The 15,311-nt window shown below is 51.3% G+C and carries 18 protein-coding genes, 1 tRNA gene, 2 pseudogenes and 1 riboswitch; of the genes and pseudogenes, 10 read left to right on the top strand and 11 right to left on the bottom strand.

Features of this window, described 5'->3' with window-relative positions; translation table 11 throughout:
- Both OGY19_RS24435 and OGY19_RS08900 read left to right on the top strand, forming a co-directional pair.
- A partial coding sequence (locus tag OGY19_RS24435; RefSeq protein WP_071528444.1) for an IS1 family transposase occupies positions 1-61 on the top strand: 61 nt, incomplete at its 5' end.
- Between the two features lie 126 nt (positions 62-187).
- The gene (locus OGY19_RS08900; protein ID WP_126320159.1) at positions 188-634 is read left to right on the top strand and encodes a fimbrial protein; all 447 of its coding nucleotides are present in this window, start codon (positions 188-190) and stop codon (positions 632-634) included.
- A gap of 40 nt (positions 635-674) precedes the next feature.
- Here the strand turns inward: OGY19_RS08900 and OGY19_RS08895 are convergent, their stop codons facing one another.
- The gene (locus OGY19_RS08895; RefSeq protein WP_086523387.1) at positions 675-1,007 is read right to left on the bottom strand and encodes an RcnB family protein; all 333 of its coding nucleotides are present in this window, start codon (positions 1,005-1,007) and stop codon (positions 675-677) included.
- Positions 1,008-1,212: 205 nt separating this feature from the next.
- Positions 1,213-1,309: riboswitch (TPP riboswitch) on the top strand.
- Between the two features lie 32 nt (positions 1,310-1,341).
- On the opposite strand from OGY19_RS08895, the gene thiM reads away from it, so the two are divergent.
- The 3 genes from thiM to OGY19_RS08880 are packed head-to-tail and all read left to right on the top strand — an operon-like array spanning position 1,342 to position 3,725.
- Positions 1,342-2,130, top strand: a complete 789-nt coding sequence (gene thiM, locus OGY19_RS08890; protein ID WP_115601793.1) for a hydroxyethylthiazole kinase — start codon at positions 1,342-1,344, stop codon at positions 2,128-2,130.
- On the top strand, positions 2,127-2,927 hold the full coding sequence (gene thiD / locus OGY19_RS08885) for a bifunctional hydroxymethylpyrimidine kinase/phosphomethylpyrimidine kinase (protein ID WP_115601794.1): 801 nt from the start codon (positions 2,127-2,129) through the stop codon (positions 2,925-2,927). The genes thiM and thiD overlap by 4 nt, the downstream gene beginning before the upstream one ends.
- Positions 2,928-2,978: 51 nt before the next feature.
- Positions 2,979-3,725, top strand: coding sequence for a GntR family transcriptional regulator (locus OGY19_RS08880; protein WP_005129153.1), 747 nt, complete (start codon positions 2,979-2,981; stop codon positions 3,723-3,725).
- On the opposite strand, the gene OGY19_RS08875 is transcribed toward OGY19_RS08880, so the two are convergent.
- From OGY19_RS08875 to OGY19_RS08865, 3 genes are read right to left on the bottom strand one after another with little or no spacing between them, the layout of a single operon-like run.
- Entirely contained in the window at positions 3,699-4,664 is a 966-nt protein-coding gene (locus OGY19_RS08875; protein WP_286596354.1) for a PfkB family carbohydrate kinase, read from the bottom strand. The genes OGY19_RS08880 and OGY19_RS08875 overlap by 27 nt on opposite strands.
- A complete protein-coding gene (locus OGY19_RS08870; RefSeq protein WP_115601796.1) occupies positions 4,661-5,665 on the bottom strand; it encodes an ADP-ribosylglycohydrolase family protein in 1,005 nt (334 codons plus the stop codon). Before OGY19_RS08870 ends, OGY19_RS08875 begins: the two co-directional genes overlap by 4 nt.
- The gene (locus tag OGY19_RS08865; protein ID WP_048211198.1) at positions 5,662-6,939 is read right to left on the bottom strand and encodes a nucleoside permease; all 1,278 of its coding nucleotides are present in this window, start codon (positions 6,937-6,939) and stop codon (positions 5,662-5,664) included. The genes OGY19_RS08870 and OGY19_RS08865 overlap by 4 nt, the downstream gene beginning before the upstream one ends.
- 252 nt (positions 6,940-7,191) lie before the next feature.
- On the opposite strand from OGY19_RS08865, the gene fbaB reads away from it, so the two are divergent.
- Entirely contained in the window at positions 7,192-8,244 is a 1,053-nt protein-coding gene (fbaB, locus tag OGY19_RS08860; protein WP_005129139.1) for a class I fructose-bisphosphate aldolase, read from the top strand.
- A 21-nt stretch (positions 8,245-8,265) separates the two neighbouring features.
- Here the strand turns inward: fbaB and yegS are convergent, their stop codons facing one another.
- Both yegS and OGY19_RS08850 read right to left on the bottom strand, forming a co-directional pair.
- Positions 8,266-9,165 carry a lipid kinase YegS gene (gene yegS / locus OGY19_RS08855; RefSeq protein ID WP_061068138.1) on the bottom strand — a complete coding sequence of 300 codons (900 nt, stop codon included), beginning with the start codon at positions 9,163-9,165 and terminating at the stop codon, positions 8,266-8,268.
- Between the two features lie 230 nt (positions 9,166-9,395).
- Positions 9,396-9,483: transfer RNA gene (locus tag OGY19_RS08850), tRNA-Ser, on the bottom strand.
- A 236-nt stretch (positions 9,484-9,719) separates the two neighbouring features.
- Here OGY19_RS08850 and ghrA point away from each other — a divergent pair.
- From ghrA to OGY19_RS08830, 4 genes are all read left to right on the top strand, one after another.
- A complete protein-coding gene (gene ghrA / locus OGY19_RS08845; RefSeq protein ID WP_048211200.1) occupies positions 9,720-10,658 on the top strand; it encodes a glyoxylate/hydroxypyruvate reductase GhrA in 939 nt (312 codons plus the stop codon).
- 116 nt (positions 10,659-10,774) lie between these two features.
- Positions 10,775-11,512, top strand: a complete 738-nt coding sequence (locus OGY19_RS08840; protein ID WP_115601797.1) for a phosphatase — start codon at positions 10,775-10,777, stop codon at positions 11,510-11,512.
- A 23-nt stretch (positions 11,513-11,535) separates the two neighbouring features.
- Positions 11,536-12,090, top strand: coding sequence for a TorD/DmsD family molecular chaperone (locus tag OGY19_RS08835; RefSeq protein WP_005129133.1), 555 nt, complete (start codon positions 11,536-11,538; stop codon positions 12,088-12,090).
- Between the two features lie 101 nt (positions 12,091-12,191).
- On the top strand, positions 12,192-12,674 hold the full coding sequence (locus tag OGY19_RS08830) for a DUF1097 domain-containing protein (protein WP_048211203.1): 483 nt from the start codon (positions 12,192-12,194) through the stop codon (positions 12,672-12,674).
- Positions 12,675-12,719: 45 nt separating this feature from the next.
- Here the strand turns inward: OGY19_RS08830 and csgG are convergent, their stop codons facing one another.
- The 5 genes and pseudogenes from csgG to OGY19_RS08805 form a co-directional block, all read right to left on the bottom strand.
- Positions 12,720-13,553 carry a curli production assembly/transport protein CsgG gene (csgG, locus tag OGY19_RS08825; RefSeq protein ID WP_048211204.1) on the bottom strand — a complete coding sequence of 278 codons (834 nt, stop codon included), beginning with the start codon at positions 13,551-13,553 and terminating at the stop codon, positions 12,720-12,722.
- A 25-nt stretch (positions 13,554-13,578) separates the two neighbouring features.
- Positions 13,579-13,992, bottom strand: coding sequence for a curli production assembly/transport protein CsgF (csgF, locus tag OGY19_RS08820; protein WP_005129126.1), 414 nt, complete (start codon positions 13,990-13,992; stop codon positions 13,579-13,581).
- Positions 13,993-14,017: 25 nt separating this feature from the next.
- On the bottom strand, positions 14,018-14,416 hold the full coding sequence (gene csgE, locus OGY19_RS08815; protein ID WP_061068136.1) for a curli production assembly/transport protein CsgE: 399 nt from the start codon (positions 14,414-14,416) through the stop codon (positions 14,018-14,020).
- Between the two features lie 4 nt (positions 14,417-14,420).
- Positions 14,421-14,945, bottom strand: a pseudogene (csgD, locus tag OGY19_RS08810) (biofilm master transcriptional regulator CsgD); the annotation flags it as partial.
- A 9-nt stretch (positions 14,946-14,954) separates the two neighbouring features.
- Positions 14,955-15,311 (bottom strand): annotated as a pseudogene (locus OGY19_RS08805) (IS1-like element IS1B family transposase); the annotation flags it as partial.

Genomic DNA, 15,311 nt, shown 5'->3' with positions numbered 1-15,311 from the left:
ATCGGTGGAGCTGCATGACAAAGTCATCGGGCATTATCTGAACATAAAACACTATCAATAAGTTGGAGTCATTACCGGCATCCAGATAGATTTTATTCCTGAGAAATGCTTTTCAACAGGATGTTTGTTCGGGCATGATAATACGAATCATTATTATCGTGTAACTTATATCCCACAAATCACGCAAATGACAAAAACTTGTAGATTTAATGATGGTGTACTTACTGCCCCAGCAGTTACGATATCAGATCTGAATAATAATGCTTCCAGGTATCTAAAGCTTGAACCTACATCAGGTAACGTATCTTTTATTTGCAATAAAGGATTGTCCTCTTATTCTTTTAAGTATCATTTTGAGTCGGAGAGTATTCAAGGTAATATCCTCAAGAATGAATATGAAAATGAATATGGAGGTGCTGGGGATGTTGGGTTTGAAATCTCACTAAATGGAAGTCAAGCAATTAATTTTAGTGCAGGGAATAGTTCCAGCTATGATCTTTTGAATTTTAAAGATGTAACTCCAGAAGAACAACGCGTTAACTTAAATCTATATGGGAGATATGTTGTATATGGACAAAATATTCGACCAGGTAAAGTACAAAGTAGAGTTAAAGTTGTTACGGAATACGAGTGATATTTAATTGACGCACCCTTTATATAGGGTGCGTGTTTTTTTACCGGTGATAAAAAATCTCGCCGTCGTAGGCTTTAATGATTTTACCGTCGGCATCATTGACCAGCACGTATGCGCCGCCCATGTAGGTCCAGTGGGTGCCTGGCGTCGGTGCGGGCAGGTTGCGCAGATTCCACTGCTTAATGGTGTATTCTTCGGTGAGATACAGTGGTGGAACCTTGTCACCGGGTTTGAAATGGGTGAAGTCAGCAATAAAGCTGCTCAGCTCATACTTATCGATACCGGTGGGGGCTGCTGTTGCGGCTGGCGCGGCCCAGACGACGCTGCTCGCAAGCAGAAGTGCGCCCAGCAACATTTTATTTTTCATACCCATCCTTTCTACCTCTTCGGGTCATCAAAATCAGTCGTGTATCATTTCTGGCTTACAGGATATCTGACAAGCACTATTTTGTGTGTACCCCAGTTATTTCGTAAAAAGTGTAAATGAAGTGCAGATATGTAGGCAATGTTGGCCTGCAATTTACAACATGGCGTGCAGACAGTATCCTGTTGCTGAAACCTGAATATCATATTTGTGTTTCAACGACTCGGGGTGCCCTTCCGCGTGAAGGCTGAGAAATACCCGTACCACCTGATCTGGATAATGCCAGCGTAGGGAAGTCTGACACTGCTCGTGTCCCTTCTTTCACGCGGGCGGGAGCTGAACCATGCAGCCTGACCTGCACAGCCGCGCACTTGCGGCCCACACCTTACACCAATTTAGAACGCTTTCCCCCCTCACTCACTGTATGACCAACGAGGTTGTGCAAAGCTTCACTGCCAATACGTTACTGGCACTTGGCGCATCGCCCGCGATGGTGATCGAACCTGAGGAAGCCAGCCAGTTTGCTGCTATTGCCCAGGCGCTGCTCATTAATGTTGGAACACTGACTCAGGCGCGGGCAACGGCAATGCGTGCCGCCGTTGAACAGGCGCAGCAGGCGAAAACCCCCTGGACGCTCGATCCCGTTGCCGTGGGCGCACTGGCGTTTCGTCGTCGTTTCTGTCTGGATTTACTGGCGCTACAGCCAGCGGCTATTCGCGGTAACGCCTCAGAAATCCTTGCGCTGGCGGGGATGAACGGAGTGGGGCGCGGTGTAGACACGACTGATACGCCAGCGGTAGCCCTTCCGACAGCACAAACACTGGCACGCCAGGTTGGAACCATTGTCGTGGTGACCGGCGAAGTTGACTACGTTACCGATGGTCAGCGTACAGTCTGCGTGAATGGCGGTGACCCGTTGATGACGCGCGTAGTGGGCACCGGCTGTGCATTGTCAGCGGTAGTCGCAGCCAGTTGCGCCCTGGAGGGAGAAAGGTTGAACAATGTTGCTTCAGCCTGTAGCTGGATGAAGCAAGCCGGACAACGCGCCACTGAACAATCGACGGGACCGGGAAGTTTTGTTCCGGCATTTCTCGACGCTCTCTATAACCTGAACGCCCAGGAGCAAGCATGAAACGGATTAACGCATTAACGATCGCCGGAACCGATCCAAGCGGTGGCGCGGGTATCCAGGCCGATTTAAAAACCTTCTCGGCGCTTGGCGCATACGGCTGCTCAGTTATTACCGCGTTGGTGGCACAAAATACGCGCGGGGTGCAGTCGGTGTATCGCATTGAACCTGACTTTGTTGCTGCACAGTTGGACTCGGTGTTCAGCGATGTGCGCATCGATACCACCAAAATCGGCATGCTGGCAGAAACCGATATTGTCGAAGCCGTTGCCGAACGTTTACAGCGTCATCGGGTACAAAACGTCGTACTGGATACGGTAATGTTGGCAAAAAGCGGCGATCCGCTGTTGTCTTCCTCTGCGGTTGAAACGCTGCGTACCCGTCTGTTACCGCAAGTGTCGATTATTACCCCTAATCTGCCGGAGGCGGCGGCGTTGCTCGGGGCATCGCATGCCCGAACGGAGCAGGAAATGTTAGAGCAGGGGCGCGCGTTGCGGGCGCTGGGCTGTGAGGCGGTATTAATGAAAGGGGGTCATCTTGATGATGAGCAAAGCCCTGACTGGCTGTTTACCCGCGATGGCGAACAGCGTTTCACCGCGCCAAGGGTGGTGACAAAAAATACGCACGGAACGGGGTGCACGTTGTCAGCAGCGCTGGCGGCACTGCGTCCACGCCATGTTAACTGGGCTGATACGGTACTGGAGGCTAAGTTGTGGCTCTCTGCGGCGCTGGCGCAGGCGGATACGCTGGAAGTGGGCGAGGGGATTGGTCCGGTGCATCATTTCCACGCGTGGTGGTGATGAGCAGAAATGGTATACTGGCTGCAGAAACGGCTGCCAGGAAAAAGATAAATGGAACAAGCGCATACCCAGCTTATCGCGCAACTGAATGAACGTATTTCAGCGGCGGACAACACGCCGCTGTATATGAAATTCGCTCAAACGGTTAAGAACGCTGTGCGCAGTGGGATCCTGGAGCATGGCAATATCCTGCCTGGCGAGCGCGACCTCAGCCAGTTGACCGGAGTTTCACGCATTACGGTGCGCAAAGCGATGCAGGCGCTGGAAGAAGAGGGGGTGGTGACGCGTGCGCGTGGCTACGGGACGCAAATCAATAACATCTTCGAGTATTCGCTCAAAGAAGCGCGCGGTTTTTCACAACAGGTAGTGTTACGCGGTAAAAAGCCGGATACGCTGTGGGTGAATAAACGCGTGGTGCCCTGCCCGGAAGAGGTGGCTCAGCAGTTGGCCATTGCTGTCGGCAGTGAGGTCTTCTTGCTCAAGCGCATTCGCTATGTTGATGAAGATGCTGTGTCTATTGAAGAATCATGGGTACCCGCCCATCTTATCCATGACGTGGATGCCATTGGCGTTTCCCTGTACGACTATTTCCGCAGCCAGCATATCTTTCCACAGCGCACACGCTCACGCGTTAGCGCGCGGATGCCGGACGCCGAGTTTCAGTCACATATCCAGATGGACAGCAAAGTGCCGGTACTGGTGATCAAGCAGGTAGCGCTTGATCAGCAGCAACGGCCTATTGAATACAGTATCAGTTACTGTCGAAGCGACCTATACGTCTTTGTGTGCGAGGAGTAACGCCTCGCGTGAGGGGGCGCAGTCGCCGCCGCGGTGACCCACCACCCAGGATGCTACTGCATTGCCAAGCAGGACGGCATCGCCCAGCGACCAGCCTGATGCCAGCCCAGCCAGCATGCCGCCGGCGTGGCTGTCACCTGCGCCAATGGTGTGAACGACCGCCGTTGCAAATGCCGGTACGCAGCCAGATGTCTGTGCGCTGAAATACCATGCGCCGTCTTTATCGTGACGCACGACCACCGGTGCGGTGAAACGCTGCACCCATTCTGCGCCAAAACCTTCCACATCCTGACTCAATGCAAATCGCTCGGCAGCAATTTCCGCCTCCTGACGATTAAGTGACACCAGCGGACGGCAGGCCATAATTCGTACCAGTAAGGGCTCGGGAATGTCGCCGATGCGCGGGCCAAAATCGATAAACGGCGTCACCTCTTCCAGACCTTCCAGCCACTGCACCAGCAATTCACCGCACGGGGATGCTAGCTGATAACCCGAGAGATACACCAGGCTATGACGCGGGATATCCAGCTGTGCCAGCCAGGCGGCATTCCACTGATTCTCAACGCCGCTAAAGGACATAAATGTGCGTTCACCGTCTGGCTCTACCAATGCCAGACACCAGCCGTTATCGCCTTCGGCATTATCGATCAGGCTGTGCAATCCTTCTTTCACCATACGGTTGCGGATAATATCGGCCCACACGCCCTGACCCAGCGGTAACGCATTGCTGGCCTCGATACCTAAACGTTTAAGCGCCACGGCAATATTGAGCGCGCAGCCGCCAACGTTCACCCCTTGCTGCTTAAGCTCAATATCACAGCCGCGCCAGGGAAGGGCATACGCATCGGCAATCACATCAATAACCGCCGCGCCGACTACCGTGACAGGCCGCTGTGTATGTAACTGTGGGAGAAGGTGTTGTAGGCGCGTGGTGTTCATCGCGCCTCCCGATGCTCACGCAGCTGCATTAATCCACTGGCGTAGCGGATAAAGTCCAGCTGATTTACCGCATCAAGCTCATGTTTCAATGCCGGGTCAATCGCGCCGACGCCGTGCAGCGCGCCACAAATGGCGGTTGCCATCGCCCCGATGGTGTCGGTATCGCCGCCGAGGTTCGCGCACAGAATGGCGCAGCGGTTGGGATCGGTCTGCGCCAGTTCGACCATCGCGATGGCGCAAGGTACGGATTCAATCGTACTGGTTCCAGCCCCCACCACCTGATACAGCTGCTCACTGGCAGACTCAAAGCCGTCGGCATTACGGACGATTTTCAGCGCCAGTTCAAGGCGTGCACAGAGAGACGCGCTGAAGGTGGTGATCCGCTTTTGCTGGGCATGCCGGGCAATGGCGGGCAGTGCGTCGATAATCTCCGACCATTTACCGCCATCAATGGCGCGTGATACCGCCCACGCGACCACAACTGCGCCAGCAATAGCCAGATCCGATTTATGCGTTGGACTGGAAGCTAATGCTACGTCGTCGATAAAGGCATCGAGATCGCGCGCGGGCAGCAGACATCCCAACGGCGACACGCGCATAGCCGCCCCATTGGTGACACCGTTGTTTTCCAGTTCGGCGACGGGTTTGCCGTCGCGAATGGCGTTTAGGGCAATTTTTGAGGTCGGGCCGAGCACGTTTTTATTGAAGGCATCAAAGCGCTCTGCCCAGGCCAGAATATTGCGACCAATGACGTCGGGTACAATTTCTCCGTCGCACTCAAGCAGGGCATCTGCCAGACACAGCGCCATGGAGGTGTCATCAGTGAACTCCGCCTGGCTGAAATAGCAGGCGGCATTATTCTCCGCCGGACCGGGCAAAAAACGGTCGATCCAACCGAAGTGAGCTTTTACCCGGGTTCGTGGCCACAGTTCCGACGGCATACCCATCGCATCCCCTAACGCCTGCCCATAAAGAGCACCGAGAATACGTTCTGCTTTCATTTAATTTCCCCTTGTTGCAATACGATATCGCGGTCGTCCACCTTAATGGCGGTGATTTCTTTGTCTGACTCGCGAAAGAAAATCATAAACAGCACGGCGATAACGGCGATCATGATCGCGCCAAATCCCCACATGCCAGCCCAGTTAAAGGTGAGGCCATTCACCGGCTCTTTATAAGCAAACATTTTTTCCATCATCACCCCACCCAGGCGGTAGCCGAGCAGGCTGCCGAATCCCTGACAGCAGAGAGTGATTAACCCCTGCGCAGCGGTACGCATGTGCACTGGCGCTTTTTTATCGACATAGATGTAGGCCGTAACGTAGTAGAAGTCGTAGCTAACGCCATGTAGCAGAATGCCGAGAAATAGCAGGGCGTAGGTGAAATATTCTTCCGCGCCGCCGTAAACAAAAAATCCGTAGCGGATCGCGGCAGTGATAAGACCAAGCAACAGTACCTTTTTAATGCCAAAGCGTTTGGTGAAGAACGGCAGTGCCAGCATGAAGAAAATTTCAGAGAACTGGCCCAGCGTCATCCAGCCGGTCGCATTTTTCATCCCAACTTCTGTCAGGTAGCCGTTGGCGAAGATGTAGTAAAACGCCAGCGGCATGGCAAACAGAAAAGAGCAGAAGAAAAAGACCAGGAAGTTCTTATCACGCAGCAGGATCAGCGCATCCAGACCCAGCATGACTTTGAAATCCATCTTGCCGGTACTTTTCGGTGGCGTATCCGGTAAAAAGAAAGCGAAGATACCCAGTAACGCGGAACTCGCGGCCGTAATGAGCAGCGGAATGTTGGTCGGTGAAATGTCGTTATAGCCGAGCATTTGCGGTAAGAACCCGCAAGCCAGGCCGGAAGCAATCCAGCCGATCGTGCCCATTACGCGAATGCGCGGAAAATCACGTTCGACATCCGGGACGTTGGCGAAGGCGATACTGTTGGTTAGTGCAATCGTCGGCATATAGGTGAGTGAATACGCCAGCAATAGCGGAAAGAATCCGCCGAACGTCGTCTGCTGCGCTGCAAAATACATCAAAATCGCGCCGACAAACATCAGCACTGCCAGTACTTTTTGCGCAGAGAAAAAGCGGTCAGTGATCGAACCGACGAAGATCGGTGAGAGGATCGCGGCAATGGCGGTACAGGCATAAGACCAGCCAATTTCACCAGCAGTAAAGCCGCTTTTACTCAGCCAGAGCCAAAGCGGCACAAACCAGGCGCCCCAGATAAACCACTCCACAAACATCATGAACGACAGCTTAACTGTAGTTTTCATCTTTAAATCCTTCATGACAGGTAAGGTACGTCTGGATAGTACCACTCAACAATACCTTTTAAATACCTTTGTGGTCTAAATTTGACCGTTGTATCATTTTTTGATGCCTGAATCGAGCCAGCGGAAATCGCTGAAAAGTGCGCTAAAGATGGAAAAAATGCGCAGTCAGTACCAGGCTTATTGCTGCCCGCCATCAGGCGGGTCAGGACAATCCACTTCCGAGATCAAATCGGAACTTACGGGAGCATAGCTATGACTGATATTGCGCAGTTGCTTGGCAAAGATGCCGACAACCTTTTACAGCATCGTTGTATGACCATTCCTTCTGACCAACTTTACCTGCCAGGACATGATTACGTCGACCGCGTGATGGTTGACAATAACCGTCCCCCCGCCGTGCTGCGTAATATGCAGACGCTGTACAACACCGGACGGCTCGCCGGGACCGGTTATTTGTCGATTCTGCCTGTAGACCAGGGTGTGGAACATTCTGCTGGGGCATCGTTTGCCGCAAACCCGCTGTATTTTGATCCGAAAAATATTGTTGAGCTGGCGATTGAAGCAGGCTGCAACTGCGTCGCGTCAACCTATGGCGTGCTGGCGTCTGTTTCCCGCCGTTATGCGCATCGCATTCCATTCCTGGTGAAAATTAACCATAACGAAACGCTTAGCTACCCGAATACCTTTGACCAGACGCTGTATGCCAGCGTGGAGCAAGCGTTCAATATGGGCGCGGTCGCGGTGGGGGCAACCATTTATTTTGGTTCAGAGGAGTCGCGCCGCCAGATTGAAGAGATCTCTGCAGCCTTTGAGCGCGCCCATGAGCTGGGCATGGTGACGGTACTGTGGGCCTATTTGCGCAACTCTGCGTTTAAGAAAGACGGTGTGGATTATCATGTTTCGGCTGATTTGACCGGGCAGGCAAACCATCTGGCGGCAACTATCGGCGCGGATATCGTTAAACAGAAAATGGCGGAGAATAACGGCGGGTATAAAGCGGTTAACTTCGGCTATACCGACGATCGTGTCTATAGCAAGCTGACCAGTGATAACCCGATTGACCTGGTGCGTTATCAACTGGCGAACTGCTATATGGGACGCGCCGGACTCATTAACTCCGGTGGTGCGGCCGGCGGAGAAACCGATCTCAGCGATGCGGTACGTACCGCGGTGATTAACAAGCGTGCCGGTGGCATGGGGTTAATTCTTGGACGTAAAGCGTTCAAGAAAACCATGGCTGACGGCGTGAAGCTGATTAATGCCGTCCAGGATGTTTATCTGGATAACAAAGTCACGATTGCCTGATGTCAGTAGAGTGCCGTCGGATTAGCGCAATAATGGGCAACCCGGCGGTAGCCTGCAGCGCAGGGCTGCAGGCAGGATTTCAACATGAAACTCTTGCCCGCTGAGCGGTTCTCCATCCAGATTGAAGGTAATTTCATGTGGCGCACGGATATCAAACCATGATGATGTGCCATCAATGATATTCGGATTGTCTTCGGACTGAGTTATCGCCGATAGCAGTGCCGGAATCAGCTCCTCACCGGTAAAGATTCGCAGTTGCAGCAGGCCGTCATTAATGAGCGCTGTCGGGCAAAGTTGCTGTCCACCACCGGCCTGACGCCCATTGCCAATACCAATCACCAGCGCGTCCCCCTGCCAGTGAAAGTTTTCGCCGCGAATTTCGCAACTGTCTGGCTTCAGCGTATCCATGCGCATTAACCCGTGAATAAAGTACGACACACCGCCAAGGGCGGCTTTGAGTTTCTCCGGTGTTTCGGTAGTGATCCGAGTACCGAACCCTCCGGTCGCCATATTGATAAAGCAGGTTTTATCGTTGACCTGCGCCATATCAATCTCTACCGAATTCCCGGCAATGGCCAGCTTTAATGCCTTGTCCAGCGCTTCAGGAATGCCAACGCTGGTAGCAAAATCATTTGCCGTTCCCAATGGCAAAATCCCGAGCGCCGGAACATTCTCCCCCTGACAGTGGATCAGCGCAGTGGATACTTCGTTGATGGTACCGTCACCACCGCCGGCAATCACCGTTGCTACGCCCAACCGGAGCGCTTCATCAACGTAACGTTGTGCATCGCCTTTTTCCCAGGTCACGCGAACATGGATTTCGACACTCTCATTGCGCAGTTGAGCAATAGCGTCACGCAGGGGAAGGTTATCAGCACTTTTTCCATTCAGGATCAGTAAGCTGGCCGGGAATGCTATCATCCTGTTGCCTCACTTTTATCGTTTTAACTAGTGTATGTCAGGAATGCATATATGGCGTAGGAACTGACTGAAAGCGAAGATCCATCGACGGGTTCTGAGGGCGGTTGATAGTCTGTATGGGACAGAGGCGAAAAAAAAGCCCGTACTCCGGTCCGGGCTTCTCATCCCCGCCAGACTGTGCAACATGCGAAAAAAAAGCCCGTACTTGCGTACGAGCTCTTCTTTAAATATGGCGGTGAGGCGGGGATTCGAACCCCGGATACGTTGCCGTATACACACTTTCCAGGCGTGCTCCTTCAGCCACTCGGACACCTCACCATATTGTTGTTCCTGTACTGCTGGAACGGGCGCTAATGTAGGGGAAATACCGCCCCGGCGTCAATCTACTTTTTCAAAAAAACGTGCATTTACACAAACTTCAAGCAACATGGGGCTTAAATGAGCGGGAATTGTTTTTTTTGCCAGCACTCTGAAATTTGCTAATCTGATGTTCCCTCGGAAAATGATGATAATAAGTGCGAGAATGTTCCGCATAACAATGTTCAGGAGACAATATGGAAATAATTTTCTATCACCCTACATTTGATACGGCCTGGTGGGTAAAGGCGCTGACGAAAGCCATCCCTGGCGCTAACGTTCGCGAGTGGAAAGCGGGTGATAATGCCCATGCCGACTATGCGCTGGTCTGGCATCCTCCGGTTGAAATGCTGGCAGGGCGAAAGTTAAAAGCTGTCTTTGCATTGGGAGCCGGAGTGGACTCCATCCTCAGTAAGCTTAAAGCACACCCGGAGATGCTGGATACCTCGATTCCACTTTTCCGTCTGGAAGATACCGGTATGGGTCTGCAAATGCAGGAGTATGCGGTGAGTCAGGTGTTGCACTGGTTCCGCCGCTTTGATGACTATCAGGCATTAAAATCCCAGGCGAAGTGGCAGCCGTTGCAAGAGTACACCCGTGATGAATTTACCATCGGCATCATGGGAGCTGGTGTATTAGGGGCTAAAGTGGCAGAGAGCCTGCAGGCATGGGGGTTCCCACTGCGTTGTTGGAGCCGTACCCGTAAATCCTGGCCTGGTGTGGAAAGTTTTGCGGGCACCGAAGAATTGAGTGCATTTTTAAGCCAGACGCGTGTGCTGGTTAATCTTCTGCCCAATACGGCAGAAACGGTAGGCATTATTAATGCCGGACTGTTGAATCAATTACAGGATGGAGCCTATGTGCTGAACCTGGCGCGTGGTGTTCATCTCAATGAAGACGATCTTCTGGCATCGTTGGATAGCGGAAAACTGAAAGGTGCGATGCTGGATGTCTATAGCCGAGAACCGCTACCAGAAGACAACCCATTGTGGAAACACCCGCGTGTGGCGATGACGCCGCACATTGCTGCGGTAACGCGCCCAGCGGAAGCGGTGGATTATATTTCTCGTACAATCCTGAGCCTGGAAAGTGGAAAAGCGGTTACCGGTCAGGTCGATCGCGTTCGGGGTTACTGATATCAATGTCAACCCGGCCAGCGCCGGGTTTCGACTAAATACAACCCGAATTATTTAGGGTATTAATGGCGGCGATACCTGCTATCCTTGACGGAAAACGACTACAGGAGAGAGTTATGTATCCCGTTGACCTGCATATGCATACCGTTGCCAGCACCCATGCCTACAGCACCTTAAGTGATTACATCGCTGAAGCTCATCGCAAAGGCATCAAGCTGTTTGCCATTACCGATCATGGACCGGACATGGCGGATGCGCCTCATCACTGGCACTTTATTAACATGCGTATTTGGCCGCGTGTTGTAGATGGCGTAGGGATCCTGCGCGGCATTGAGGCGAATATTAAGAATATAGAAGGTGAAATTGACTGCTCAGGGCCGATGTTTGACTCACTCGATCTGATTATTGCAGGCTTCCATGAGCCGGTTTTTGCACCTCACGATAAAGACACGAATACCCAGGCGATGATCGCCACGATGGCGAGCGGCAATGTGCATATTATCAGCCATCCAGGAAATCCCAAATATCCCGTCGATATCACCGCAATTGCACAGGCGGCGGCAAAATATCAGGTCGCGCTGGAAATCAATAATTCCTCGTTTTTGCATTCGCGTAAGGGCAGTGAAGATAACTGTCGAGCTGTGGCTGCGGCAGTACGTGATGCAGGTGGCTGGGTGGCCCTGGGTTCAGATTCCCATACCGCATTCACGTTGGGAGAGTTCGGTGAATGCCGTAAGATTCTGGATGATGTGGGCTTCCCGGAAGACCGAATTCTGAACGTTTCACCAAAACGCTTGCTGTCGTTTCTGGAATCGCGGGGCATAGAGCCTATCGCGGAATTTGCTGAACTTTAATTGTTACTAACTGGAATATATCAATGAACGAGTTTTCTATCCTGTGCCGTGTACTGGGCTCGCTGTTTTACCGCCAACCGCAGGACCCTTTACTGGTTCCCCTGTTTACCTTGATTAGCGAAGGTAAACTGTCTGCTAACTGGCCACTGGAACAGGATGAGCTGTTGGCCCGTTTGCAGAAAAGCTGTGATATGCCCCAGCTTGCTGCAGATTACAACGCGCTGTTTGTCGGGAAAGAGTGTTCAGTGCCGCCTTATCGTAGCGCCTGGGTAGAAGGGGCGAAGGAAGCGGATGTTCGTGCATTCCTGTCTGCGCGTGGAATGCCGCTGGCGGATACACCAGCCGATCATATTGGTACCTTGTTGCTGGCGGCATCCTGGCTTGAAGACCAGTCCGCAGAAGATGAGAGTGAAGCACTGGAAACCTTGTTTGTTGACTACCTGCTTCCCTGGTGCGACACGTTCCTTGGTAAAGTTGAGGCGCATGCGAATACCGCTTTCTGGCGAACTATGGCGCCACTGACGCGCGATGCAATTAGTGCAATGTGGGATGAATTACAGGAAGATACAGACGAATAAATGTGATTTAAGTCACTATATACTGCAACGCAATTCATCATCTTGCATGAATTGTGTGCACGATCTCATTACCATGCCGTTTTTCTGCTAAGATGCGCGGCATGAACATACTTCTCTCTATTGCAATCACAACGGGCATTCTCTCCGGACTCTGGGGATGGGTGGCCGTTTCTCTTGGTTTACTCAGTTGGGCTGGCTTCCTGGGCTGTACAGCCTATTTTGCCTGCCCACAAGGTGGACTGAAAGGGCTGTGGATCTCGGCGTGTACGCTGCTAAGCGGTGTGGTGTGGGCGTTGGTGATTATTAATGGTAGTGCACTTGCCCCACATATGGACATCCTTGGCTATGTCATGACGGGAATTGTCGCATTTATGATGTGTATACAGGCAAAGCAATGGCTGCTTTCATTTGTGCCAGGCACGTTTATTGGCGCATGCGCAACGTTTGCAGGGCAAGGGGATTGGCAACTGGTTGTGCCGTCTCTGGCGCTAGGTCTGGTATTCGGCTATGCGATGAAAAACAGCGGATTGTGGCTGGCATCACGTCGCGAAAACCCGGCTTCATCCACGCTGACCAGTAAATAAAAAAAGCGTGAGGGCTTCCTCACGCTTTTTATTCTCTCTTTAGTATCAGGACTCTGGAGGTACCGACATATGGCGGTATTTGACCAGAATGTCGTTATCAACTTGTTTCTTATCCTGCAAATCCCACAAGCCGCGATCGATACCGTCATTTATCAGGAAGATAACGCCAGTTTCAATGGCTGACATCAGGCAAAGCATGACCGGTTCGTTAGAGGTATAACCAATTTCCCCTTCCAGAAGCCGTTGGTAGTCAATGAAACGGAATACCCCTGCCTGCACTTCATAAGACAGGATGGTTTTACTGGTATTGACCGAAGAAAGGATCTCACCGGTACTGACGTTAACTACGCGCAGGTTTACCGCTATCTGGTCGAGTTGATATTGCGTATCGGCACCAATACCGAAATAACGCGCGCCGACACCACCTGATTTAACGTTGCTTTCATAGCCGATGATTGAACCTTCCACCATCACGTTAGCTGCGGTTAATGATTGCAGCGGAATTCGGTTGTTAATGGCAACCGTGCCGTTTTCCTGTGCCGCACGGATGATTTTTCGTTCGTTCAGTAAGTTCTGTAATCCCTGACGCTCCAGCGGGACGAACCAACGCGAATCTTTCAGTGCGGTAACCAGCATTGCCGTGGCACTTTGCGGTACGGCAGTGGAGAAGTTACTTGCCGGATAAGGTTTAAACTGACCAGTTTCATCCTGGATATTGTAAACCGATACAAAGATTTTACCCGTAGGCATCGGGAGATGCGTCAAGTCTTTGTAACTTTGGGCGCGAGGCATTAATGTCGGTTTAGCGGCTTCTTGCGGTGGGGACGTTAAGCATCCGCTGAGTAAAAATACTGCAACCATTATAAGTAAGCGCTGCATGATTTTTTCCTTTCGTGGCTATGGCTTAGAAATCGGTTGACTGTGTTTGTAAACCCGACACTTCGATCGTTGATGTTTTTCCCGATTTCCTGTCGGTAACATTCAATTGCAGCTGCCCGTCCCGGTTAGCGATATCAATGATAAAATCATTGGTCACCATTCTTCCCGGCTTACCGGTATTAATGTTGGTGAGCAGGCCGCCGAGAATTTGTGACTGAATCGCCTGAGTAAAGTTATCCAGCGCTGACGGTGTTTCAATTCCGTAATCGCTATAGCTCGGATCTTTATAGGAGTTCTGCGCCTGAGCGCTGTTCAACAAAAAAGCGCCGTTATTCGGGTTGCCACCAAAGTTTGGATTTCGGAACTGGAACGTCATGTTTCCGGCCCAACTTAATGGTGAAATTAGCATGAGCAAAACCACTGCATGTTTGACACGCATGAAAGCCTCCGGACAAAATCATGTTTTAGAATTCATCGCGCGCTAAATCGCTCGTGCTTAATAGTGTTTGATCTATTTGCCGGCGATTTAATGCTTCCTCAGTTTGTGCCAATGCGAAGACGACAATTTTGTCGAAGTCTCTTTTCGTGGGGAATAAAAAAGTCTGGAAGATAACGTCCTGATTGACCGTTATGGTGATCCAACTTCCCCAACGCGCACTGGGTCTTTCATTGATAGTTAAATTTCCTGTGTACTCACTTTCCCACTTGTCACTAAATGCACGATAAAAATCATGCCCGATTGAAGAGACAGTGTGGTCAGTTAACAGTCCGGGAACCTCCACTTCTACGCTTGTAGCCGCGTGCAAATTCCCGGCAGCAAAGAATAAATTTGCTGCCACAATCCAGGTCAAATAGCGTTTCATGGCTTTATCGCCTGAGGTTATCATTGGCCCATGAGACCGCCTGCGTACGATTTTTGACAGCTATCTTTTTGAAAAGATTATAAAGATGTGTTTTTACCGTATTTTCACTGATAAATAGTGAGCGAGCGATTTCAATATTTGAGGCGCCGATACGCAATTTATTAAGTATCTCTTTTTCACGGTGTGTCAGCAGCGCTGATTCCGTGCTGTTATAACGATAATTTCCAGAATGCGTGATCAGATAACTGGCAAGCTTTTGCGTGAAGTAACATTCACCGCGTAAGACACCCTGCAAGCCGCTAACAACACGCTGTTCGTCTTCAGTTGCGTAAAACACGCCATTGATATGTGGCCAGTTTTCGATATCCCGATAAGGGTAGTCATCAGGGGTATTCAACAATAACGTCTTTATATTGTTGTTTTTTCTGCTCAAATTATCTTGCCAGTAATGGATCAGTTTTTTATCTGCCTCCATCATATCCAGTAAAACAATGCAGCTGGAGGAAATATCATCCAGAGAACGGGTAATGACTCCAACTTATTGATAGTGTTTTATGTTCAGATAATGCCCGATGACTTTGTCATGCAGCTCCACCGATTTTGAGAACGACAGCGACTTCCGTCCCAGCCGTGCCAGGTGCTGCCTCAGATTCAGGTTATGCCGCTCAATTCGCTGCGTATATCGCTTGCTGATTACGTGCAGCTTTCCCTTCAGGCGGGATTCATACAGCGGCCAGCCATCCGTCATCCATATCACCACGTCAAAGGGTGACAGCAGGCTCATAAGACGCCCCAGCGTCGCCATAGTGCGTTCACCGAATACGTGCGCAACAACCGTCTTCCGGAGCCTGTCATACGCGTAAAACAGCCAGCGCTGGCGCGATTTAGCCCCGAC

This window comes from Citrobacter sp. Cy070 (assembly GCF_030332245.1).
GTDB classification, from domain to species: domain Bacteria; phylum Pseudomonadota; class Gammaproteobacteria; order Enterobacterales; family Enterobacteriaceae; genus Citrobacter; species Citrobacter youngae.
Note: the sequence above shows the minus strand (reverse complement) of the source record. Positions and strands in the feature narration are given on the sequence as shown.

Bases quoted from the DNA above. Each gene is read 5' to 3' on its own strand.
- thiM (WP_115601793.1), top strand. From the start codon at position 1,342: ATGCAGCCTGACCTGCACAGCCGCGCACTTGCGGCCCACACCTTACAC.
- csgG (WP_048211204.1), bottom strand. From the start codon at position 13,553: ATGCAGCGCTTACTTATAATGGTTGCAGTATTTTTACTCAGCGGATGC.
- OGY19_RS08835 (WP_005129133.1), top strand. From the start codon at position 11,536: ATGAACGAGTTTTCTATCCTGTGCCGTGTACTGGGCTCGCTGTTTTAC.
- csgE (WP_061068136.1), bottom strand. From the start codon at position 14,416: ATGAAACGCTATTTGACCTGGATTGTGGCAGCAAATTTATTCTTTGCT.
- fbaB (WP_005129139.1), top strand. From the start codon at position 7,192: ATGACTGATATTGCGCAGTTGCTTGGCAAAGATGCCGACAACCTTTTA.
- OGY19_RS08840 (WP_115601797.1), top strand. From the start codon at position 10,775: ATGTATCCCGTTGACCTGCATATGCATACCGTTGCCAGCACCCATGCC.
- OGY19_RS08895 (WP_086523387.1), bottom strand. From the start codon at position 1,007: ATGGGTATGAAAAATAAAATGTTGCTGGGCGCACTTCTGCTTGCGAGC.
- OGY19_RS08900 (WP_126320159.1), top strand. From the start codon at position 188: ATGACAAAAACTTGTAGATTTAATGATGGTGTACTTACTGCCCCAGCA.
- csgF (WP_005129126.1), bottom strand. From the start codon at position 13,992: ATGCGTGTCAAACATGCAGTGGTTTTGCTCATGCTAATTTCACCATTA.
- thiD (WP_115601794.1), top strand. From the start codon at position 2,127: ATGAAACGGATTAACGCATTAACGATCGCCGGAACCGATCCAAGCGGT.
- yegS (WP_061068138.1), bottom strand. From the start codon at position 9,165: ATGATAGCATTCCCGGCCAGCTTACTGATCCTGAATGGAAAAAGTGCT.
- ghrA (WP_048211200.1), top strand. From the start codon at position 9,720: ATGGAAATAATTTTCTATCACCCTACATTTGATACGGCCTGGTGGGTA.
- OGY19_RS08875 (WP_286596354.1), bottom strand. From the start codon at position 4,664: ATGAACACCACGCGCCTACAACACCTTCTCCCACAGTTACATACACAG.
- OGY19_RS08870 (WP_115601796.1), bottom strand. From the start codon at position 5,665: ATGAAAGCAGAACGTATTCTCGGTGCTCTTTATGGGCAGGCGTTAGGG.
- OGY19_RS08830 (WP_048211203.1), top strand. From the start codon at position 12,192: ATGAACATACTTCTCTCTATTGCAATCACAACGGGCATTCTCTCCGGA.
- OGY19_RS08865 (WP_048211198.1), bottom strand. From the start codon at position 6,939: ATGAAAACTACAGTTAAGCTGTCGTTCATGATGTTTGTGGAGTGGTTT.
- OGY19_RS08880 (WP_005129153.1), top strand. From the start codon at position 2,979: ATGGAACAAGCGCATACCCAGCTTATCGCGCAACTGAATGAACGTATT.